This is a genomic window from Paenibacillus sp. UNC451MF, assembly GCF_000686845.1.
In the GTDB taxonomy this organism is placed as follows: Bacteria; Bacillota; Bacilli; order Paenibacillales; family NBRC-103111; genus Paenibacillus_S.
In genome coordinates this window covers 290,412-310,467 of sequence record NZ_JMLS01000009.1, presented here as the reverse complement: position 1 = coordinate 310,467, position 20,056 = coordinate 290,412, and the positions used below count along the sequence as shown (strand labels likewise).

19 protein-coding genes are annotated in these 20,056 nt (G+C 46.2%); 11 read left to right on the top strand and 8 right to left on the bottom strand.

Going from position 1 to position 20,056, the window contains the following annotated elements; all coding sequences use genetic code 11:
• The first annotated feature begins 322 nt into the window (after positions 1 to 322).
• Positions 323 to 964, top strand: coding sequence for a hypothetical protein (locus BP97_RS39675; RefSeq protein WP_231506294.1), 642 nt, complete (start codon positions 323 to 325; stop codon positions 962 to 964).
• Positions 965 to 1,108: 144 nt separating this feature from the next.
• Entirely contained in the window at positions 1,109 to 1,957 is an 849-nt protein-coding gene (locus tag BP97_RS0113945) for a GNAT family N-acetyltransferase (protein WP_028549655.1), read from the top strand.
• 107 nt (positions 1,958 to 2,064) lie between these two features.
• Here the strand turns inward: BP97_RS0113945 and BP97_RS0113940 are convergent, their stop codons facing one another.
• The gene (locus tag BP97_RS0113940) at positions 2,065 to 2,556 is read right to left on the bottom strand and encodes a hypothetical protein (RefSeq protein ID WP_028549654.1); all 492 of its coding nucleotides are present in this window, start codon (positions 2,554 to 2,556) and stop codon (positions 2,065 to 2,067) included.
• A 318-nt stretch (positions 2,557 to 2,874) separates the two neighbouring features.
• Here BP97_RS0113940 and BP97_RS36235 point away from each other — a divergent pair, with 318 nt between their 5' ends.
• The 7 genes from BP97_RS36235 to BP97_RS0113905 all read left to right on the top strand — a co-directional run bounded on the left by BP97_RS36235 (position 2,875) and on the right by BP97_RS0113905 (position 9,795).
• Positions 2,875 to 3,378 (top strand): NUDIX domain-containing protein, encoded by a 504-nt coding sequence (locus BP97_RS36235; RefSeq protein WP_051620567.1) that lies wholly within the window; start codon positions 2,875 to 2,877, stop codon positions 3,376 to 3,378.
• A 428-nt stretch (positions 3,379 to 3,806) separates the two neighbouring features.
• Positions 3,807 to 4,742, top strand: coding sequence for an ABC transporter permease (locus BP97_RS0113930; protein WP_028549653.1), 936 nt, complete (start codon positions 3,807 to 3,809; stop codon positions 4,740 to 4,742).
• A 14-nt stretch (positions 4,743 to 4,756) separates the two neighbouring features.
• Positions 4,757 to 5,641 carry a carbohydrate ABC transporter permease gene (locus BP97_RS0113925; RefSeq protein WP_028549652.1) on the top strand — a complete coding sequence of 295 codons (885 nt, stop codon included), beginning with the start codon at positions 4,757 to 4,759 and terminating at the stop codon, positions 5,639 to 5,641.
• Positions 5,642 to 5,723: 82 nt separating this feature from the next.
• Entirely contained in the window at positions 5,724 to 7,355 is a 1,632-nt protein-coding gene (locus tag BP97_RS0113920) for a type 2 periplasmic-binding domain-containing protein (RefSeq protein ID WP_028549651.1), read from the top strand.
• Positions 7,356 to 7,713: 358 nt separating this feature from the next.
• Positions 7,714 to 8,253, top strand: a complete 540-nt coding sequence (locus BP97_RS36230) for an NlpC/P60 family protein (RefSeq protein ID WP_197035462.1) — start codon at positions 7,714 to 7,716, stop codon at positions 8,251 to 8,253.
• 213 nt (positions 8,254 to 8,466) lie between these two features.
• The gene (locus tag BP97_RS0113910; RefSeq protein WP_028549650.1) at positions 8,467 to 9,255 is read left to right on the top strand and encodes a hypothetical protein; all 789 of its coding nucleotides are present in this window, start codon (positions 8,467 to 8,469) and stop codon (positions 9,253 to 9,255) included.
• 24 nt (positions 9,256 to 9,279) lie between these two features.
• The gene (locus BP97_RS0113905) at positions 9,280 to 9,795 is read left to right on the top strand and encodes a nucleoside deaminase (protein WP_156043211.1); all 516 of its coding nucleotides are present in this window, start codon (positions 9,280 to 9,282) and stop codon (positions 9,793 to 9,795) included.
• 110 nt (positions 9,796 to 9,905) lie between these two features.
• Here the strand turns inward: BP97_RS0113905 and BP97_RS0113900 are convergent, their stop codons facing one another.
• The 7 genes from BP97_RS0113900 to BP97_RS36225 form a co-directional block, all read right to left on the bottom strand.
• Positions 9,906 to 10,664, bottom strand: a complete 759-nt coding sequence (locus tag BP97_RS0113900; protein ID WP_028549648.1) for a sugar isomerase domain-containing protein — start codon at positions 10,662 to 10,664, stop codon at positions 9,906 to 9,908.
• 2 nt (positions 10,665 to 10,666) lie between these two features.
• Positions 10,667 to 11,857 (bottom strand): N-acetylglucosamine-6-phosphate deacetylase, encoded by a 1,191-nt coding sequence (locus BP97_RS0113895; protein WP_028549647.1) that lies wholly within the window; start codon positions 11,855 to 11,857, stop codon positions 10,667 to 10,669.
• A 12-nt stretch (positions 11,858 to 11,869) separates the two neighbouring features.
• Positions 11,870 to 12,652 carry a glucosamine-6-phosphate deaminase gene (locus tag BP97_RS0113890; RefSeq protein ID WP_028549646.1) on the bottom strand — a complete coding sequence of 261 codons (783 nt, stop codon included), beginning with the start codon at positions 12,650 to 12,652 and terminating at the stop codon, positions 11,870 to 11,872.
• Entirely contained in the window at positions 12,645 to 13,946 is a 1,302-nt protein-coding gene (locus tag BP97_RS0113885) for a neutral/alkaline non-lysosomal ceramidase N-terminal domain-containing protein (protein WP_028549645.1), read from the bottom strand. Before BP97_RS0113885 ends, BP97_RS0113890 begins: the two co-directional genes overlap by 8 nt.
• Before the next feature lie 11 nt (positions 13,947 to 13,957).
• A complete protein-coding gene (locus tag BP97_RS0113880) occupies positions 13,958 to 15,238 on the bottom strand; it encodes an AGE family epimerase/isomerase (protein ID WP_051620566.1) in 1,281 nt (426 codons plus the stop codon).
• Positions 15,239 to 15,318: 80 nt separating this feature from the next.
• The gene (locus tag BP97_RS0113875) at positions 15,319 to 16,827 is read right to left on the bottom strand and encodes a sodium:solute symporter family protein (RefSeq protein ID WP_028549643.1); all 1,509 of its coding nucleotides are present in this window, start codon (positions 16,825 to 16,827) and stop codon (positions 15,319 to 15,321) included.
• Positions 16,828 to 16,977: 150 nt separating this feature from the next.
• A complete protein-coding gene (locus tag BP97_RS36225; RefSeq protein ID WP_036745811.1) occupies positions 16,978 to 18,120 on the bottom strand; it encodes an ROK family transcriptional regulator in 1,143 nt (380 codons plus the stop codon).
• 192 nt (positions 18,121 to 18,312) lie between these two features.
• Between BP97_RS36225 and BP97_RS0113865 the strand changes: the two genes are divergently transcribed.
• Together BP97_RS0113865 and BP97_RS0113860 are read left to right on the top strand one after the other, a co-directional pair.
• Positions 18,313 to 19,122: an MBL fold metallo-hydrolase gene (locus tag BP97_RS0113865; RefSeq protein ID WP_028549642.1), complete on the top strand. Its 810-nt coding sequence runs from the start codon at positions 18,313 to 18,315 to the stop codon at positions 19,120 to 19,122.
• A gap of 143 nt (positions 19,123 to 19,265) precedes the next feature.
• Positions 19,266 to 19,892, top strand: coding sequence for a LysE family translocator (locus tag BP97_RS0113860; protein ID WP_028549641.1), 627 nt, complete (start codon positions 19,266 to 19,268; stop codon positions 19,890 to 19,892).
• Positions 19,893 to 20,056 lie beyond the last annotated feature (164 nt).

Genomic DNA, 20,056 nt, shown 5'->3' with positions numbered 1-20,056 from the left:
AAATGTTCCAAAGCGTTCATTTCTTTTATTTCCGCATGCCCAAAACACTAACCTTACGGGTAAAAATGCTTTATTTCCTACGGACCACTAGATTCCAACGTGAGAAATCCTGCGAATGACTGAGTTTACGTGAGAAAAACCCTTAAAACCGAGGGACGGGTACGATAGTTTAACAAAAAGCCTAAAGCGCTGCTGACGGCATCGATCGGCAGCCGTGTTGTGCTAATGGGCAGTAATCTTCTAAAAAAGGAGTTTAATAGTATACAACGAATGTATTATTAATATAAAATATGGAATTTACTGAAATTGCGGGTGAGCTATTTTGAATACAACTGTAGGTATTCTAGGAATGGTACATAATGAAGCTATGCGGCAAAAGTATAACTGTACATTGGAATTTTACAAAAAGCTGATTTTAGAATTTTCTCCAGATGTTATTTGTGGTGAAGTGCATCCTTCTAGCTGGGAATTGTATCTAAAGGATACAACATACAAGGGATATAGGGGAGAACCAGCTAGTGAGTATTGGGAACTGATTTTTCCATTGATTGAGGAGAACAACATAGAGTTTATTCCGGTTGATTGGTTTGAACTCGATATCTGGTCCAATTTTGCTCCATTTATTAATTTTACTGAAGCCCAAAGTAACGATCTAAAGCAGAAACTATCTGAATTAGAGGAAAAAGCAAAATTTATCGGTAGTCAATGTCCTATTCCTTTCAATTCATTAGAGTATGATGAGTTCACTAAACAAAGGTATAATTGGCTTTATCAAGTCAGCCCCGATTCAACCAATGTACATTGGATTTGCAGAAATCAAATAATGATTCAACGTATTAGAAATGCAGTAAAAAAGCATAAAGGCAAGCGGATCCTTTGTACTGCTGGGAATGATCATAATTATTGTTACTATGACGGGTTAAAAAACGAGAAAAATATTAATCTTATGTACCCACTGAGATAGTCCCTCTTTTTTTCTTCTCCGCTAGCGGGAACTATGGCTTAAGAAATTTAAATTAAAACCTCAATTGTTGTGACCATAATGGAACGAAAATAAACAGAAATAGTTCTACTACGCCTCAATAAAAACGGAGGAATTCAAAGGCTGATGAACCTATTAGGTATCCGATACGAACACTTCAGTGAAAAAGATTATAATGCCGCGAGAGAATTATTAGGCTATGACGTCGACGCGGGTGAAAACATCCTTCGGGTGCTTGTTGAAGAACCGAAACTGTTTATTACCGCGTTTATTGAGAATAAGCTTGTTGCACTGGCCCAAGTGAACGAGCCAGCTTCACAGACCTATTTGACTGTGTTCGTCGATCCACAGTTTCGCAGGCAAGGAATCGGTTCTGCAATGGTAATGCATGCTGAAAACCAATTGAGGGCAGGCGGAACCCAAAAAATCAGGAGTTCCTTTCGTGCCGGTCATCAATCATCTCTTGCGTTTGCGTACAAGCTCGGTTATGATAAATATTTTTCATCATCTTACATGCAGTTAACCAGCGATACCTTTGCATTAGAGAAACTTCCGGTAAGGCTGTATACAGACGAAGACTATCTTGCTAGTCAGTCGCTGTATGCCGCAGCTTTTCATGAAATGCGCGTCCGCGTCGGATGCTTTCCTGATTCTGTGATTGCCCAGCCCAGTGAAAAAGAACGAAGAGCATGGAAAGAGGATGCGGAAAACCGTTTTGTCTACGAAATAAATGGGGAAATCGTCGCTTATAGCCACCTTAGTGGTAATGAACTTAGCAGTATTTCCGTCCGTACAGACTTTCAGGGGCTTGGAATCGGAAGAAAGTTTGTTATGTATTTATGCAACGAGATCTATCAGCGTGGCAGCACAACCGTTAACCTTTGGTGTGTCGTCGGGAATTATGCCAGAAGTTTGTATGACAGCCTTGGCTTTAAGGAAAAGTATATTATGGAGTTTATGCGGAAAACGCTGTAATTCGTTGTTGATCCTTTCTGAATTATCGGCAACGACAAAGCAACCACGGCATTAGGCCGGGTTGCTTTTTTAGGCTCGTTCTGCATAACCCCTTCGCTCCACTCGCCTCATTTTTCTGAGTACATACGTGGCCAATCCTTTTTGAAGGAAAACACTTGGTTTTCCTTACTTGTATTTACTCGATAAGAAAAACAATAAGCCCGCAGCCTGGTGCTGCCACTTGATTCAACGCGGATTTTTAAAGATTTAATGCCCGATCCTCCTGGTAATAGCAAATACCCGATTTTCTTATCATCCATTGCGATTTCTTCTTCTGAACCATTATCGTATTCAGCTATAAATCTATTACCGTCAATATTATCGGCCCCAATCACTACACGGTAAATTTCACCGTCTGTTGTCCTTATGTCTTCTTGCCCGTTAGCCATGGAAAAATAATAAGTTCCTCCTTGCCCATTAGGCAGGTTTACGCCGAAATAGTCGTTAATTTCAAACGATACCCGTTTAAAGCCCGCAGGGTCGTTCGAACGTTCGTAAGCATATGTAGACGTTGAAATGGAAAGCAGTATAATCAAAAGCAAAAAACAGATTTTTTTCATAAATCCTCCAGACAATGGGATGAATTTGCAGATATTTTTCTTATTCGACGATTCCCTACTTTTACCTTTTTTGGTGTGTGGATTCATTAATAATCTCAATAATAGATGAATGAAAGCTTAACTTAATATTGGAAGATTCGAGTAAGTGGAGATACAATCCGGTTAATGGAACAATTGGAATGGAGGGGCGAAGCTATGAGATATGCGTTCTGCCCTAAGTGCGGTGGAGTTTTCTCTTTTAATTAAAAGAAGAAAACATTATTTTATAGCATCGCGTTGAGCTTCTGATTTATATCCATTTCAAGGAGTGAGGTACTTATGTCTATACCTTGGGAAGAGCATTATATCTACAAATTACGTACAATGGTTGATGGTAAATTGCCGTTGATCGTTCCATCTATTAAGACGGTCATTCGAGATAACGAAGGAAAAATCTTATTTATCGAAAGACGAAAACCTAATATTAAGCATACTAATTCGTGGGGACTGATAGCAGGTTCGATAGAGCCGGGGGAATCTATTTATGATTGTATGAAAAGAGAGGTGAAGGAAGAAGCAGGTCTTGACGTCATTTCGGCTACACTTTTCTCTATTTACACCGGGCCCGAAGGATTAAGCGAGAAAGGTCAACTGTTTGAATTTTGCTTCAGGGTAGACGAGTGGTCTGGGACTTTACTAACGGAGACAGAGGAGAGCACGGATGCCAGGTTTTTTCCGCTTCATGAGTTACCGTTGTCTTCCCACAACGAATTTTGGGAAAGGCATAATCGAGAGGTAATCCATGATTTTATGAATTATGACGGGCAATTGATTTTGAAGTAAACGCGAATTGCTCAAAACATAGTATCGATAAAAATCCCGTTTGTGGCTTGAGGCCAAAGCGGGATTTTTCTTTTCATATCTGAAGAAGGAAACCATTGCACAGCTCGGTAGATCTTTACCGTTTCTTTACATGCGGATAATATCCCGATAACGAAACGGAGGTAAGCTTAAACTACGCTTTCGGAAATGAGACAAGCAAGATACACCCATGAATGATGAGCGGTGAAGGTTAGATTTCACAATAATTTATATAAACACGATTGGGTGGAGACTCTGAGAAAACCCGAAAGTAAAACAACGACATGTTTTCATGCGGAAACAGCTTGTTTGCTTTTGGTTTACCGGGGTCTTATTTTGTTGCCCGATTGCGGTTTGTACTCAATTTTGACAGGGGGAAAAAAGGATTGGAACATGCACAAACCCAAGCGATGGCGGCTATGTCAGGAGGACGTAAACGTCAGGGCAGGGTAATTCGAGCAATCATCCGCCATTGGCAGCTGTATGTGCTCATAGCGCCTGTACTTGTCTATTTTGTCGTATTTCATTACATACCGATGTATGGTGTACAGATTGCTTTCAAGGATTTTATCGCCACCAAAGGAATTGGAGGCAGTCCCTGGGTCGGATTCAAGCATTTCATTCGATTCTTCGACAGCTATTTCTTTTGGCGGCTGCTCAAAAATACGCTCGGCATCAGCTTGTACGAGCTTGCGGTCGGGTTTCCGATACCGATTGTACTTGCGTTGTTGATTAATGAGGTTCGTCATAAGGGATATAAAAAATTCGTACAAACCGTCACTTATGCTCCGCACTTTTTGTCCACGGTCGTGCTTGTCGGGTTAGTTATCATGTTCTTATCACCGACGAGCGGAATCATCAACACGCTTATGAAGGCGTTAGGCGGGGAGCCGATTTCCTTCATGACGAAGCCGGAGTGGTTCAAAACCATCTATGTCTTGTCTGGCGTCTGGCAGCAAATGGGGTGGAGCTCGATCATCTATTTGGCGGCTCTTGCGGGCATTGACCCGGGACTGCATGAGGCAGCTAAAGTCGATGGGGCTACTCGGCTGCAACGCATTTGGCACATCAATTTGCCGGGCATTATGCCGACTGTCGTTATCCTGCTCATTCTGAACATAGGCAGCTTGATGGGAGTCGGCTTCGAGAAAGTGTTTTTAATGCAAAATTCATTGAACAACGAAAGCTCGGATGTAATTTCCACCTACGTGTACCGAAGCGGGTTGTTGGGGGCCCAATACAGCTTCGCAGCGGCGGTCGGACTGTTCAACTCAGTCGTCAACTTTATATTGCTGCTGACGGTGAATCGAATCGCGAAGGCGGTTAATCAAGCCAGCTTATGGTGAAAAGGAGGGGTTCCATGGAAACCCGCAGCTTGGGGGACAAATGGTTCGATGCGGTCATCTATGCGCTGCTAGCCGTGGTCGCCGTTCTGGTATTGTATCCGCTCGTATTTGTTCTGAGTGCTTCGATAAGCAACCCGGCGACTGTTCTGAACGGGGACATGTGGCTATGGCCGAAGGATCTCAGCTTCGTCGGATACACGAAGGTATTGGAAAATAACGACTTACTGAGGAGTTACTTGAATACGATCATCTACACGGTCGTCGGCACTGCGATTAATCTGGTTATGACGGTGATGGCGGCGTATCCGCTGTCGCAAAAAAGCTTCTATGGACGTAATGTCCTGACTGCCGTCATGGTATTTACGATGTTTTTCAGCGGGGGACTTGTTCCTGCTTATATGCTGGTCAAGCAGCTTGGAATGCTCAATTCGATCTGGGCGCTTGTTATACCGAGTGCAGTATCTGTCTGGAATATTGTTATTATGCGCACCTTTTTTCAGACAAGCATTCCCAATGAAATTCAGGAGGCTGCGTCAATCGACGGCTGCTCGGATTGGAAGACGCTGTGGCGGATCGTACTGCCGTTATCGATGCCCATTTTGGCCGTCATGGTACTGTTCTATGCAGTCGGTCATTGGAACGCGTACTTCAATGCCTTGATTTATTTAACCGATCGTGGATTGTATCCGCTGCAGCTCATTTTACGAGAAATTCTCGTACAGGGGGAAATGGAGCACATGGTCAATGTGGGGGACAGCTCGCACGCCAAGACGATCATGGATCAAGAAGCAGTCAAATATGCGGTTGTCGTCGTGGCTAATTTGCCGATTTTGCTGCTGTATCCTTTTCTTCAAAAATATTTCGTCAAAGGCATTATGATCGGAGCTCTCAAAGGGTGAAGTGGTATTTCGGACAAGGCTTTTAAGGGAGAGGCTCCCTTTAGGCATATAGAGAAAATATGGAGCGGGAGGAATCATACACATGAAATGGACTAAACTAACGGCATTAACGGTGACATCGGCCATGGCAGTGAGCTTGGCTGCAGGCTGCAGCAGTTCGAAGGAAGCAGATAGCAAGCAAGCAGCGGGTAAAGAGACGGCTGTGCAGAATGTCAACCAAACCGGTATGCCCATCGTCAAGCAGCCGATCGAGCTGACGTTCTTCACTGGACTCGCGGATACGAACGGCAGCAACAGCTTTGAAGACAGATTGGTGTGGAAGGAATACGCCAAAATGTCTAACGTAAAAGTCAACTTTCAGTTTGTTCCCTTTGGGAGCTTGACGGAAAAACGGAATTTGGCACTTGCAAACGGTGATTATCCGGACGCTCTTTATTCTGCCCGTGTGCCAGCTTCCGATTTGATGAAATACGGCAGCCAAGGCGTCTTCGTCAAGCTGAACGACTATATCGACGGATACGCTCCGAACTTAAAAAAGCTGATGGACAAATACCCGGACTTACGTAAAGCACTGACGATGCCGGACGGCAATATTTATTCTTTCCCATCCTTTTATAACCCGGAATTTTTGCCGATGTTGATCGGTACGCCGCTGTGGGTACAAAAGGCTTGGCTGGACAAGCTGAACATGAAGGAGCCGCAAACGACTGATGAGCTGTACGCTTATTTGAAAGCCGTCAAAGCAACAGATCTGAACGGTAACGGTCAAGCGGACGAAATTCCGTACAGTGGAACTGGCATCGGTCCATTGATCGATCAAATAAAAGGGGCATGGGGAGTAGGTAACCGTGGGTTAGGTCATAAGTTCGTCGATGTGGATCCCAAAACAAACGAGCTTCGCTTCTTCCGTCTGACCCAAAACTATAAAGAAGTGCTTCAATACGTCAATAAGCTGTACGCGGAAGGCTTGATTGATAAAGACATCTTCACCCAGAATGGCAATGCGCTTTACGCCAAAGGTGCTAAGAATGTTCTCGGATCAACCATCAATCCAAATCCTAAAACCCAATTTAATGGAGATGGATTTCATGGACTAGGCGCGTTAAAAGGGCCGCACGGGGATCAAATGTACACACACATTAAAGTACCGATGGTCTGGCCGGGTGCTTTTGTAATTACAGATAAAAACAAAAATATCGAAGCCACGATCCGTTGGATGGACCATTTCTTCAGTGACGAGGGCGCGCAATTCTACTTTATGGGCCTAGAGGGAACTAGCTATACCAAGACAGCGGACGGCAAGCTTGAATATGTCGATGAGATTAAGAAAAATCCGGCCGGATTGACAATGGATCAAGCGTTAACGAAGTATGTAACATGGATGGGGGGAAGCTACCCAGGTTATGTGCAGGAGAAATACTTCAAAGGCTCTGAGACGCTGCCTGAATCTGTTGAAGCGGGTAAGAAGGCGCAGCCATTTGCGCTTAAGGATCTGTGGTACAATTTCAACTTCACCGATGCTGAGAACGAGTATATGAGCACGAAAGGCTCAGATATTCAAACGTATATCGGCGAGATGGAGTCGAAATTCATTACCGGCGCCAGTTCCTTCGATGAGTGGGATAAATATGTGACCACGGTTAACAACATGGGCGTTGATCAATATTTGAAAACATACAAAACAGCCTACGATCGTTACAACAAAAGCAAATAACCTTTGAAGATGCAAAGGGCCCTCCTCGCTATTATGGCGATAGAGGGCTCTTTAGGTTAGGGATGGCTAGTCCGAAGCTGCTCTTTGTTAGAAAGAACGGACAGAACGACATCTCTGTCATTATAATTATTTATTACCTTTATCTGGGATGCTAGCGGGATTTATAATTAGCCTAGAAGAATTTGGAATCGGGAATGTATATTTCGCTCAACACAAAGTAAAGGAGAAGGTCTATCAAGGACCGATTAGTTGAAACCCAATTTACAACAGCCCAATTACGCTTGTACTACAAGTATGAGTTTGAACTGATGCTGGAGAAAGCCGGGTTTAGAGATATTAGCATTTACGGTGGTTATAATTGTTCCTTTGTTCAAGAAAACCAGTCGTTTATGATTTATCGAGCGAGAAAGTAACCGAAAGAATACCTATATTGAAGGAGTGCATAACTATTAAACAGGAGGATTTTGTTGATCAGGCCATACAATGGGCTCTAGGTAAAGTAGGTTCTACGGAATATAGGCTCCGTTGTCTCGCATTTGTAGAAGATGCCTATGAGCAAGGGAACAGAATTGAGATTTTTGGTGGAAGTAACGCTAAGGAGTCAGCCGATATGTATGAAGCTTGGAGGAATACTACAACGCCTCCGAAAGGCTCCTTTGTCTTTTATGATTGCTCGGGTCTAGTGCAAGACGAAGTGAAGCATTGGGGACATGTTGGTTTATGTGTAGGTAATGATGAAGTCATTCATGCTTGGGATAAGGTGAGAGTCGATAGCTACATGGAGATAGAGAATCTTAAACCTGCACCAGGCTGGACTAAGCCTCAATATATTGGATGGGTGCCGATAGAGAGGATACTTGAAGGTTTTCATAAAAAGGACTGGGAACAGTATGATTGATCGTTCTCTTGCTTGTGCATTCTCCATAACATTACTGCATTTACGTTAAGCCCGCATCAATTACTAGAAGAAAAGTTAGTTTACGAGCAATAGGCAGGATACCGCGTACCAAAGATCTCGAAAGCAAAGAACTGTTGCAGAGCATCATAGCTTCTAAACAATAACCCATATTGTTGTAAAATGAAGGGATTCAGTTGCTAAGGAGGATTGAGCATGCCGATTACCCGCGAGACCATCATTAATGAAATTGTGTCGGATTTTGGAAGTGAAGACTATGTATTGGCTATCTGGCTGGAGGGCTCGGATGGTACCCAAAGCTTAGACGAGCATTCTGACATTGATCTGGTATGTTATACCCAGGAAGGCTTCGTTAAAGATGCAATTACGCGACTGGATGCTAGTTTGAATCGAGTGGGGCAAGTGGATATAGCTTACGAACAATCGGGTCGACCCGACAATAACCGCTTTAAGGTATACCATTTACAGGGGACCTCGGATGCCCTTTTACTTGACGTAACGTTTCAAAGTGAAAGCTATCCTGTCTCATTCATTAAAGAAGATCAGTCCGTCGTACCGGTTGTTTTAATAGATAAGGCAGGCATCATAAAGTATCGAAATGCGGATCGAGAGTCCCAAATTTCACAATGGCGTGCACAACTGAAAGAAGCTCAAGGGATGTACAGTCAGCGGAGCAGGGCGGTGAAATATACGAAACGAGGGCTCTTTCTAGAGTCGTTGATTTACTACCAAAAGTATGTGTTGCAGCCGCTTGTCGAGGTACTTCGCATCGTCCACACCCCCTATCAAGCAGACTGCTTTCTGGTTCATGCGTCTCGGGATTTTCCTGCAAAAGTAGTGCTGGAACTCGAAAGTTTATACGGTGTACGAACCGTACAAGATATATCGGAACGGATTCAATTGACTGAAGACATGTTCAGACAAGCTGTGGTTGAGGCAGAGCTTATGCTTGAACAATTTTGCATTAGTCAGCATGATCAATAAAATTGAACAAGAGGTGCTATCATCGTGGATGATCGAAAATTTTTATTAGAGGCATTCCTGGAAGCCGAACAAGCTAAAGATGAAGGTACGTATCCTATCGGGGCAGTCATAGTAGATTCTGAAGGTACCATTATTAGTAGAGGGCGCAACAGGGTCTTTTCGAGCTGTGATACAACTGCTCATGCGGAAGTCGATGCGATAAGAAGAGCGGGCTCAAGTATGGTAGATATAGAAAATAAAAAGTTTCTGAAGAAGAATTATACCTTATATACCACATGTGAGCCTTGTCCGATGTGCAGCTGTACGATACTGCTTTCTTTTAATATTAAAAGAGTAGTATGGGCAGCAAACGATGTTGAGATCGGGGCTATGAGAAAATTTAAAGAGGGACCTCATTTCCTGAATCGCTTCAATAAAATATCCATCGAGGCAGCTCCTTTTAAAGATTTGGAAATAAGACAAAGAACCATGTTAGCAGAATGGTTTATAAGGCGTGGTTATCCTGATACTAGTTGGCAATATAACAATGAGATTGTGTGAAGCAATAGTTTTACAAAAAATAAAAGCAGCGGCACAGATCCTTGTATCTGCAGCCACTGCTTTTTATCGTAGGGTCACCTAGACTACCCAGCGCAAACTATTGATCCCGATTATAGCTTCTTAATTCTACCTTTAAACTGTTGAATGAAGCGGGCATTGGACTCATCTCCGCCGCTTGCGTTGCCGCTCATCCATATCGGCGGTTGAATACCATCCTTGACCAGCAGCTCAATCGTTTCCGAGACGAGGGAATTTAATAGATAGGCATTGGCGAAGGTGGACATGGCAGCAACCCGCTGATCTAGGCCCTCGATCTCGACTACAGCATCACCAACGTTGATTTTCGTGTCTAGCACTACATCCACCAGATCATGCAGATTTTGCTTGGAAGGATGACGGGCCACATGATTTTCAGGTGTGGCGAGCGCGTGCCGGACGGAAGTGACTCCGATGGTTTTGACTCCGCGCGCTTTGGCCTGAAGGGCTGAATCAATGGTGGCCGAGTTGATGCCGTAAGAATTAATAATGATCAATAAATCCCCTTGCTTTAACCCGTAATCATCCATCACGATATTAGCGTAGCCTGGTGTCCGTTCGACAGCCATGGATCTGAGCGCTCCTCCGCTGAGCAGCGTACCCTCATCTAGGATGGCGCTGATATGCATAAGCCCTCCTGCACGGAAAAAAATCTCCTGAGATCCGAGATTCGAATGTCCTCCCGGTCCATAAGCATACACGATGTTGTCCTGCTTGATGTGCTCAGCCATCATACGAGCCGCTTCGGTAATCGACGCTTGTTCTTCTTGATGAAGCAGCTCCAGGTGCTGAATTATTTTATGAAGGTATTGGGTCATAACAGCCGAGCTCATGCTTATTCCTCCTCCTTGGTCGATGCAATCGAATGAAAGACTCGTTGGCCTTGTTTATAGGTTTGAACAATGGCAATGCTGTGGTTCTTCTGTTCAAATAAGACCAGATCCGCCGGCGAACCGACAGCCAGCCCGTTCTGAGATGGCAATTTCATAAAAGCGGAGGGACGGACGGAGGCCATATCCCAAGCTTCCTCCAGCGCTGCCATCCCGCATTTCACTAAATGGGAAATTCCCCACGGAAGCAGTTGAACCGATCCTGCCAGAAGTCCGGGATTTTCTGCAAGATGCAGTCGCCCTTCCGGCGTCAGTACGACCCGGCCGCCTATATGATTGTCATACATGCCAGGAGCCATGCCGCTTAAGTAAACGGCATCACTGACGAGCAAGGCTCGTTCTCCCTTGGTACGCAATATGACCTTCAAAACCGATTCCGGCAGGTGAAACCCGTCGGCAATAATACAAGCGGTCAGCGCGTCTTGGCTTAATTGCTCCCAGATATAGTTGGGATGGCGTGGGAGCATCAGATGGGCGCCGTTTCCGAGATGAGTGGACATTCGCGCACCGGCCTTAACGGCTGCTTCGATTTGCTCCGCTGAGGCGGAAGTGTGCCCGATCGATACGGTAACGCCTTGATCTACGCAGTTCTCGATAAATTCGATCGAACCAGGCCATTCGGGAGACAAGGTGATAATCTTGATGCGGCCTTGTGCCGCTTCCTGCCACCTTTGGAATAAGGGCCAGCTCGGCGCTTTGGCGTAGCTCTTGTCATGCGCTCCACGGGGGCCATCCTCCGGCGAGATGAAAGGGCCCTCCAGATGGATGCCTGCAACCCCGGCATGGGAAGCAGGATCTCCCTCGCAGGCAGCTGCAATGGACTTCAGCGCCTGTTCGATCTCCTCATCCCCGTTAGTAATAACCGTGGGATAATAGGAGGTGACTCCTTCTTTCCAAAGCTCGCGTGTAGCTCGCTCAACCGATCCCTCGGCAATAGGGATGGTGTTAAAGTCAGAACCGAAGTACCCGTTAATTTGTAAATCTACCAGTCCAGGAGCGACCCAGGGCAGTAAATCTTTGTTATGCTTCGAAGCTGTCGGTTGAATATCTTTGATCCGGCCGTGTTCGATGTGAATCGTAACGGGTTCCTTTGTCCTATAATGAATTCCTTCCACCGTCGTTACGTTTCCCAACATGTTACTCATCTCCTAACTCATGTCTCCAGCATATGCGTCTGGGTCCAAATATAGCGTGCAGTCCGGATGCTTGCGAAGAATAGTAGAAGGACATTCTGTTGAAATGGAACCATTCAGTGTTCGATGTACGGCCGCGGTTTTCGTCTTGCCCGGAACCATGCAAAATAAGTGTGCGCCCGAGAAAAGGGCTGGTATTGTCAGTGTAAGAGCGTGGGTTGGAACTTCCTGCAGGCTGGCAAAACAGCCGTCATTGACCTGCTGCTGCCGGCAGGGCAAATCAAGCTCAACGCTCTTCACCAGCGATGGGTCGTTAAAATCAGCGACAGGCGGATCGTTGAAGGCGATGTGGCCATTCTCACCGATGCCTAAGCAAACGATATCGATCGGTGCTGCTCCAAGCAGTTCAGCATACCGTCGACATTCCTCATCAATATCGCCGGCACTGTTGATCAAATGGACTTCTCCCGGCTTTACTTCGTCAAACAGCCGCTCACGCAGGAATGTTCCGAACCGCTGTGGCGCTTCTTGGGCAAGCCCGATATATTCATCCATGTGAAATACCGTAACTCTGGACCAATCGATCCCTTCGGTGCTTTTTAAGGCTTGCAAAAATTCATTTTGAGATGGCGCTGCAGCGAATACCATTCGAATACGGCTTTTGCTGTCTAGAAGCTCCTTCATTTTATGAGCTACATGGCTAGCTGCTGCTGTTCCTAGCAGAGCTCTGTTATCATAGATATGGACTTGCAACTGGTCGACGGTTTTTATTTGTTGGGGTTGTATGGTTTCATTCATAATTCGGTTCCTCTCCTATCAATTGATATATAGCACTGCAGATGATGTCCTCAGTTTGAGGGGCAAAAGGCGACGGTAGACCGAAGTAAGGGACGGAGTCCCGAGATTCGTAACCGCCTTGAGCAAGCTGTTCTGTAGTAGGTACGTAGCCAATCATGCCATTAGTGTAGCCTAAGGGAAGCATTCTCCCAAGGGATGCATCCCTTACCACAAAACCGTAATTCACCACCATTTCTGCATTGAAGGTGACCAATGACAGCTCTTCCGCCAAATCAAGCCGAGTAATCTCCAATGGGATGCTCTCTTGTCTTCGCTCCGGCTGATTTAGCAGCAGGCGAGCCCACTCGCCGTAAATGTCTGTCTGATCGGCTTGCGCTTCGAGCTCGATAACGGATGGAAGCGATTCAAAAGGCAGCGGTACCACCAACGTCTTGCTTTTTAAATCAGTTGGAGTGAGCTCATCCATCGGCAGGCTGTTGATGCGCAGAACCTCTTCGCTTAACCAGCTTCCGAAGCGTTCCACCTCCATACGGTGACCTCTATAAAATTCATCGTCGCCCACAAGCTCAGGCCGAATATCCCCGCAGCATCCTTGTAGAAAGGCGCCGACAATGTTATTCCCCAAGGCTTGCTCGATGCGATCCAAGGCCACTCCGCAGTATTCGGACGAAATCTCGTTGTCTCCGGTCGTTGTAGGATGGCAGGTATAGTGCACGAGCAATCCTTTGATCCAGCCGCCGTTTACCGCACGGAAACGTAATACAGTTACGTCCGAATCGACGGGCCCGTTTTCGTTAGGGGCCATTTTGATGCGGCCATCGATTTCTTTCCTGCGGTTCACTCCGACCCGGCATTGCCCGACACCTCGTTCTATCGTAACGGGCTCCCTATTTTGCAGTGCTTGTTCAATGCCTGCCAACAGCCTTTGCTCCAGCTCTTCCCAATAGTCAGGGTCAGGCTTACCGAGAGCTTCTGTGAAGCAGCCGCTGGTTTGGGGGCCGGAATGGGTATGGGTCGCATGGAGTAATACAGTTTGGAATCCATAACGATCCTTCAACTGAGGTATCAGCTTCATTACAAGATCGGTTCCCCACCAGATCAAATCCGCTGAGATCAAGAGGGCAGCGGTCTTGCCTTCAGATCCATCCGATTGCTCCAAACAATGGATTCTCGCGTATAACGGGTGAGCGATATGCTCGAAGGGTCCAGTTCGATGCGCAAACCCTGCAAGTGGCACAGGTTTTGACGGTGTGATATCGATTTTGGCTGTGCCTAGCTGTAATGGCGTCTTCATCGTGCACCTCCTCATTGATCTGAAGCTTTAGAATAAAGCTCGATGATGAGCAGCACGTTGCGAATAATATGGAAAGGGTCTTTAACGGGCAGCGCTACGACTTTCTCCATTGGATTTCCATTACGATCGCGAATCTGAATCCATTCTCCGATCCGTTGATCCGGTTGAGGGAAGGTTCGGAAGACGTAACGATGTGTTTGCAAGTAGAGCTCCTTGAAGCTCTTATCTTTAGATAACTCATACGCTAATAACGAGCAGTACAATGCTTCCGAATGAGGCCACCACAGCTTCGAGTCCCATGTGTCCAAGATTAGTGTTTCATAGGGATCACCCGTTTGCTGTCCCTTGGGCTGCCCGCCTTCTTGATCGACGAAGCGAAGTAATCCGCCTTTATCCGAATCCCATCCCAATTCGAACGCTTTTTGGATGACGGGCAGCGTCTGCGCGACAAGATCCTCCCGCTGAAGGCGGGTTGACGCTTGGATGACGAACCACATACACTCAAGCGTATGTCCCGGGTTGACGTGTCGGCATAGAACCGTTGAGGGCACTTCGCCCCGGACAGGAAGCAGTTCGGCAATCCGGTGGTCGGGCATTCGGAACTCCGTCATTATTTGCTCCGCATAGGCAAGGCAATCTTTCTCCAGACGATCGTAAGCAGGATGCTGAAAGCCTTTCAAAGTCTCCATAAGCTGCTCCGAAATGTTCAATAAAATCATAGTGACGGAATGGGATTTCAGGCCGGGCGGTACTGGGTAGGGCTCACTACGGATCTGCCCGCTGCTGCAGCGGGTCCGAATACGGTCATATAGTGCGAGCGCCTCCTCTACGATATCCCTTCGTTCGCTCAAACGGCCAAATTCGGAGAAACCCAGCACCACGAAGCAGTCCGCATAAAAGCTCGTATCATAGCCTTCACCAGGGATGCTCTCTTTCTTGCGCCCATCCTCCGTCAATAGAAACGCACAGTTTCCATTGTCCAAAAAAACGTGGCTTAGCAGAAAGCCTACAGCGCGTTCTGCCTCTAGTTTGAAGGCAGAGGCATTTCCCGGCAGTACCCCTTGTTCGATTAACCGCGCAATCCGCGACCATATCCAGATGAATCTCCCTTGGGACCAGGTGTATTTATCGGTACTTATAAGTGCATCGCCTGAATTCGTAAAGCAGGTGTACATACCGCCGTTATGTGGGTCTACAGCTCTGCTCCAAAAGGGAAGCAAATCTTCCAGTAGATGTCGCTGGTAAAATTGCAGCAGTGTGTCGGTATCCCATGCTTCATTCATGATGTTCATTCCAAGTCCCTCCCGATATTACCAGGAGCAGGTCCAGTAATAGTTGGATAATCGGTCCTGCTCCAATGGCATCGTTCGTTTTATGCTTTGATACCTTTTCCTTGAGAATTTGCTTCATTCACATCGGAACTTAGTGAATCCAGGAGTTCCTCCACTTTAGGCGCGACCGGTTTGTTCCGATTCAACCAGCCCATTCCGATGAACAAGATAGCCGATACGAGTACAGGAGAAGCAACCAGTGTGGCTGTGCTGACAGTAAGAACATATTTTACAATGACAAACGTAATAATCCCGGCAGCCCATGATACAATAGCTGCTTTTGAGTCGCTGCGCTTGAAGGCGGGGATCAATCCGAGCAGCATCGGAATCGAGATTGGACCAACTAAAGCGCCGAACCATACAATAAGCAGGTTCAATATACCGCCGAATGTACTGGAATAGACCGCAATAATTAAGGTAAGTACAACAAAGGTAATCATGGCCCCACGGGCTACGCGAAGCGCGGTTTTCTCGCTGAGCGTACGGTATTTTTTGGACATAACAGGTAGGATATCGCGCGTAATAACTGCTGTAATGGCATTAGCGTCCGAGGTGGTCATAGCCATCGTATGAGCGAACATGGATGCCAGCACCAAGCCGATCAAGCCGTGCGGCAGTAAATCCATTGTCATCATAGAGTAAGATTGGGTCGGATCTTTTAAATTTTGGTAAAAGAGAGGCGCAGCCCACATAGGGAAAAACAGAATGAGCGGCCAAATCAGATATAAAGCGCCGGAGAGGATAGCGGCCTTACGTGCTTCGGAACCGTTGGGAGAGGCGATATAACGCTGTGCCAGGTTCCACGTGCCGCCGTTGTAGCTGAGAAAATCAATCAGGATATAAGCGAGTACAAATCCCATCGTATAAGGCCCAACAAGAGGCTGGCTATGTGATGCCGGCAGTTGATCCCAAATGCCTGTAATTGCACTAAAACCGCCTAATTTCATAAGTACGATGACGAACATAGCGATTCCTGCGATCAATTGAACGATAAACTGGGCAAAATCCGTCCAAGCATCCGCCCACAGGCCGCCGATTGCAGAGTACAAAAGGGAGATCGCACCGGATAAGAAAATGCCCACCGTCAAAGGAACCCCTGCGAATACATTCAAGATAACAGCGATGGCTGCCCATTTGGCACCGACGTCAAAAAGCTTGAGCAGCACGCCGCTCCACGCCATTAACTGCTGTGTGGGCACGTTGTACCTTGTAGAAAGATACTCCATGGGGGATTCGATGTTCATGCGTTGACGCAAGCGAGCCCATCTTGGAGCAATTAGAGCAGCGCCAACAAATACGGCAATGGATACCGGAACGGCCCACCAAATGTAGAGGGTAAACCCGTAAGTATAAGCGACTCCTGCATAGGCGACAAAGACCGCCGCACTGTAGCCGGACATGTGATGAGAAATACCGGAAAGCCACCAAGGCATTTTACCGCCAGCTGCAAAAAAGTCCTGAGTACCGCTGATTTGTCGGAAAGACCAAACCCCAATGCCCACCATGAGAAGGAAAAATAGTCCCAACACAATCCAGTCCAACATTGACATAATGGAGCTCACCCCTATAATGTGATGTAATTCGGATCAATTAATCCTAGACTAGGACTAATTGTTAATAATAAATTAACACGCTTACATTTCGCGTGTCAATCGTATTTTCACAATTTCGTCACTTTCATTTATTTTCAAAAAAAGCTGTTATTCTTTTTCAAAATCAAGAATAACAGCGAAAGCAGCCCCAATACTGGAGGCAAAATGGCTTTTAATGAACAATATTTTGGTTTTTTCGGTAGGAAACCTTAACGCCCGGCTTTCTACAGTCGATATAACCGAATGCTTGAAAGAGTCCAGCTTTTCAAATGGACTATCGATGACAATATAGGCCGGATTCAACAGCAAAATAATTTGCGAGACAGCCATGCCGACATACTGGCCGGATTGCTGCATGATCTTATGGAAAGAAGGGAGCTCAGCCCCATTGCCAGTTAGATAACGCTCAAGATCGCCGTCGTTTTTTATGTCTGGCTGCACTTTTTGAATTTGTTTTATGATCGCTGGAATGCTGACCAATGCTTCCAGGCAGCCCTTTTGACCGCAGCTGCATAGCGGACCATCCGGCTCTACGCACAAATGTCCTGCTTCTCCCGCTGTCCAGCTGGCTCCACTGTAGATTTGGCTATCCATAATATGGGCGCCGCCAATCCCTTCATCAATGCGTAAATAAAATGAATTGGCTGCATTTTCCTTTGGAAGTCCTGAAGAAGGAGCGAGGGCAGCGGCTTTCACAAGGTTGAGCACTTTGGTTTGGATCGGCAGCCTGGCGTCCATTTTCTCCTTCAAACGGACACTTCTCCAGCTTAAATGGGAGGAGAAGTGAACAGCCCCCTCGATCGGATCTACAAGAGCCGGGACGGCTACACCTATACCAAGCGTTTCCGGATGCTGTTCTATCAAGGTGCTGCATAATTCAATAAGCTTTTCGATATAGCGTTCGGGATCATCCTCATCCATCGGGATGCTGCCCTTGTCCAAAATGGCAGAGCAATAGTCTGTAACGACATACTGAAAATACGAGTGTTGGATCAAGATCCCGATGCTTTTATAAGCTTCTGTCTGCAGCCGCAGTTGAATTCGGGGTCTACCGACGCCTCCTTGTTCATTGATACCGACTTCCTTGATGACGCCGTCCTTAATAAATTTATCTACAATTAACGAAATGGTATTTTTACTTAAACCCAAGGCTGTAGCAATTTCTTGTCTGGAACTGTGCTTCCCCGCACGAAGGAGCGCCAATGTCCGTTTTTCATTTTGCTGCCTTAACAGGGCTGTACCTTTGCTCATGAATTGGGGGCCCCCTTAGTCATAAATAACCCTTACGCTTCATAATAGCATATTTTAAAATGACCTAGCTAATCGTCCTTAGGCCGGGAAAAGAGAAAGCAGCGCTTGAAAAAAGCGGTATCTTCCAGCATGATTACGTTAGGTATTAAGATTGAAGGTTTTTGGTTACCAAAACTAAGGAGGATCTATCCAATGAAGGTGCATTTTCTGGGAACGGCTGCCTTTGAGGGCATCCCGTCGCTGTTCTGCCAATGTTCAACCTGCCAACAAGCTCGTGAGCGCGGAGGCCCCAATGTTCGTTCTCGAACATCGGTTATTATCGATAATGTGTTGAAGGTCGATTTTCCGCCGGATACGTTGTATCATTCGCACCGATATGGCATCGATATGAATCAGGTGCAGGATTTACTGATCACCCATTCGCACTCCGATCACCTGTATGCAGAGGATATGGTCATTCGGGCAGACGGCTATGCGCAATCCGGGAATAGTCCAATGCATGTCTATGGACATGATATTCCTTTGCGGCTCTGTTTCCAGGCGCTTAACGGATATACCCACAAATATCAGTTCCATCGAGTGCTTCCGTTTGAACCGATGAAGACGCAAACCGCTACGATCGTGCCTCTTTTAGCCGATCATGACAAGCAAGAAACCTGCCTGCTTTATTACATAGAAAAAGACGGAAAATCGATCCTATACGGTAACGACAGCGGTTGGTTTCCAGAGCAGACCTGGGCTTGGCTTAAGGATAGAAAGCTGGATTTGGCCATTCTTGAATGCACAACAGGACATAGTCCCCACCGCAATAATCATATGAACGTCGATGGTGTTTTGGAAGCGAAAGCTTGGATGGATGCGAATGGCGTCCTGAAGGCTGGGGCACCGGTCATTGTTACGCATTTCTCTCATAACGCAAGGTTACTGCATGAAGATCTCGTCGAAATATTCGAGCCTAATGGCATGCAAGTTGCTTATGACGGATTAATGGTTACATTGTAGAACTACTTAAGGGGATGGGCAGGTGGGATAGGTTTAGTTAGGTACTGCGACACCATAGCAAATTGACAATCGACAGGGCAATAAGTACAATCTCCTTACGAATGTTCGTTAGTCTGAACTAATGGGATAGAAGGAGATGCATCATGATTGATTTCGCGACATTAGGAACCTTTTTAGTGGTCATTATAGGGTTGTTTCTTATACCTGGACCTGCGGTGTTGCTTACGGTTACTCGAACCGTACAAGGTGGACAGAGAGCGGGCATCATGACGGCTCTTGGCATAGCAACGGGAGATTTAATTCATACTTTATTCGCAGCCATCGGATTGTCTGCGATATTGATGACTTCCGCTTTTGCATTTCAATTTGTCAAATACGTTGGGGCTGCTTATTTGGTCTATTTGGGCGTTCGAGCCTTGATGGAAAAGCCAGCAGATCCACAGCTTCCTAAAGCACCGGTTTTATCACCTCTGCGGTCGTTCGGCCAAGCGGTCGTAACCGAGCTTTTAAATCCTAAGACGGCTTTATTTTTTCTGGCCTTTTTGCCTCAGTTTGTTCATCCTGAGCGGGGAGCATCGGTGCTTCAGTTTCTCATTTTAGGTCTTATTTTTGTTATACTAGGAACGGCGTACACGAGTGGTATCGCGCTTAGCATTCGTCAGCTGGGACGACTTGTAAGAAGAGTCTCATGGCTTGGACGCTGGAGCGGGAAAATGATCGGAGCGATATATATTGGACTCGGACTAAAAGTAGCGATGCAAAACCGCTGATTGCCAGAGTATGTTGGATTTAAGATATAGAGAAGTCGATGGCTGGTGCTGTTGGCTTTTTTTGCCAATTTATGAAGATAAGCAGAGCATAGATTTAGTAGTCGACGGCGGGAGGGGCCGGCCTGCTGCTGAATAACGAATCAAACCCCATAATCCTATCTAAT

What these genes read in the sequence shown, in the direction of transcription:
- BP97_RS0113945 (WP_028549655.1), top strand. Translation starts at nt 1,109, where the DNA reads ATGAACCTATTAGGTATCCGATACGAACACTTCAGTGAAAAAGATTAT.
- BP97_RS0113940 (WP_028549654.1), bottom strand. Translation starts at nt 2,556, where the DNA reads ATGAAAAAAATCTGTTTTTTGCTTTTGATTATACTGCTTTCCATTTCA.
- BP97_RS36235 (WP_051620567.1), top strand. Translation starts at nt 2,875, where the DNA reads ATGTCTATACCTTGGGAAGAGCATTATATCTACAAATTACGTACAATG.
- BP97_RS0113930 (WP_028549653.1), top strand. Translation starts at nt 3,807, where the DNA reads ATGGCGGCTATGTCAGGAGGACGTAAACGTCAGGGCAGGGTAATTCGA.
- BP97_RS0113925 (WP_028549652.1), top strand. Translation starts at nt 4,757, where the DNA reads ATGGAAACCCGCAGCTTGGGGGACAAATGGTTCGATGCGGTCATCTAT.
- BP97_RS0113920 (WP_028549651.1), top strand. Translation starts at nt 5,724, where the DNA reads ATGAAATGGACTAAACTAACGGCATTAACGGTGACATCGGCCATGGCA.
- BP97_RS0113910 (WP_028549650.1), top strand. Translation starts at nt 8,467, where the DNA reads ATGCCGATTACCCGCGAGACCATCATTAATGAAATTGTGTCGGATTTT.
- BP97_RS0113900 (WP_028549648.1), bottom strand. Translation starts at nt 10,664, where the DNA reads ATGAGCTCGGCTGTTATGACCCAATACCTTCATAAAATAATTCAGCAC.
- BP97_RS0113895 (WP_028549647.1), bottom strand. Translation starts at nt 11,857, where the DNA reads ATGTTGGGAAACGTAACGACGGTGGAAGGAATTCATTATAGGACAAAG.
- BP97_RS0113890 (WP_028549646.1), bottom strand. Translation starts at nt 12,652, where the DNA reads ATGAATGAAACCATACAACCCCAACAAATAAAAACCGTCGACCAGTTG.
- BP97_RS0113885 (WP_028549645.1), bottom strand. Translation starts at nt 13,946, where the DNA reads ATGAAGACGCCATTACAGCTAGGCACAGCCAAAATCGATATCACACCG.
- BP97_RS0113880 (WP_051620566.1), bottom strand. Translation starts at nt 15,238, where the DNA reads ATGAACATCATGAATGAAGCATGGGATACCGACACACTGCTGCAATTT.
- BP97_RS0113875 (WP_028549643.1), bottom strand. Translation starts at nt 16,827, where the DNA reads ATGTCAATGTTGGACTGGATTGTGTTGGGACTATTTTTCCTTCTCATG.
- BP97_RS36225 (WP_036745811.1), bottom strand. Translation starts at nt 18,120, where the DNA reads ATGAGCAAAGGTACAGCCCTGTTAAGGCAGCAAAATGAAAAACGGACA.
- BP97_RS0113865 (WP_028549642.1), top strand. Translation starts at nt 18,313, where the DNA reads ATGAAGGTGCATTTTCTGGGAACGGCTGCCTTTGAGGGCATCCCGTCG.
- BP97_RS0113860 (WP_028549641.1), top strand. Translation starts at nt 19,266, where the DNA reads ATGATTGATTTCGCGACATTAGGAACCTTTTTAGTGGTCATTATAGGG.